General features: G+C 43.0%; 1 pseudogene. It reads right to left on the minus strand.

Features of this window, described 5'->3' with window-relative positions:
• Positions 1-591, minus strand: a pseudogene (locus B4G81_RS05065) (hypothetical protein); the annotation flags it as partial.

Consider the following 591-nt stretch of genomic DNA (forward strand, 5'->3'; position numbering starts at 1 on the left):
AACAAACTTATACGGCACTCCTTTGAACTTATCCAAAAAGGTTTGATAGGTCTTGCTTCCGAATGAACGTAAAACTGCGGCTTCATCCAGCGTAGTCACTGTGAAATACTTCGGGTCAATGTCTCCGTCCCTAACTCGCTCGTAATTGGTCATAAGAATTTGGCCAGGATCCGTTTCTGCTTCTTGCATTGTTCGGACATAATGCGGCGGTTCTGTCCAACCTAAAAGACCAACAGCATCGTGGGTAAATTCTTGCTTGACTCCTAATGGCAAAACTATTAACGCCTTGCCGCCCAATTTGCTTGTGATAATGCGGCATATCTCAAGTTGCTGTGTTGTCTTGCCAAGCCCGAACGCTTCAAATAATGCTCGTTTACCGCCTTTAACGGCCCATCGGATTGCGTCTTTTTGATGGGGAAGTAAAACCGGGTTAATTTCGTCAAGCGATATATCGAACCCGGTATCGACGGCAATGTCTATTTTATTTTTTAAAAACTCATGGTAGTCCAATAAGCAACCCTCCTTTAAATAGCTAATTCTTGTCTGTAGCGTTTCCGTACATTCTTTAAAATCAAGCTCACATTCTTTTGG

It is taken from the genome of Proteiniphilum sp. UBA5384, assembly GCF_002410825.1.
Lineage (GTDB): Bacteria > Bacteroidota > Bacteroidia > Bacteroidales > Dysgonomonadaceae > Proteiniphilum.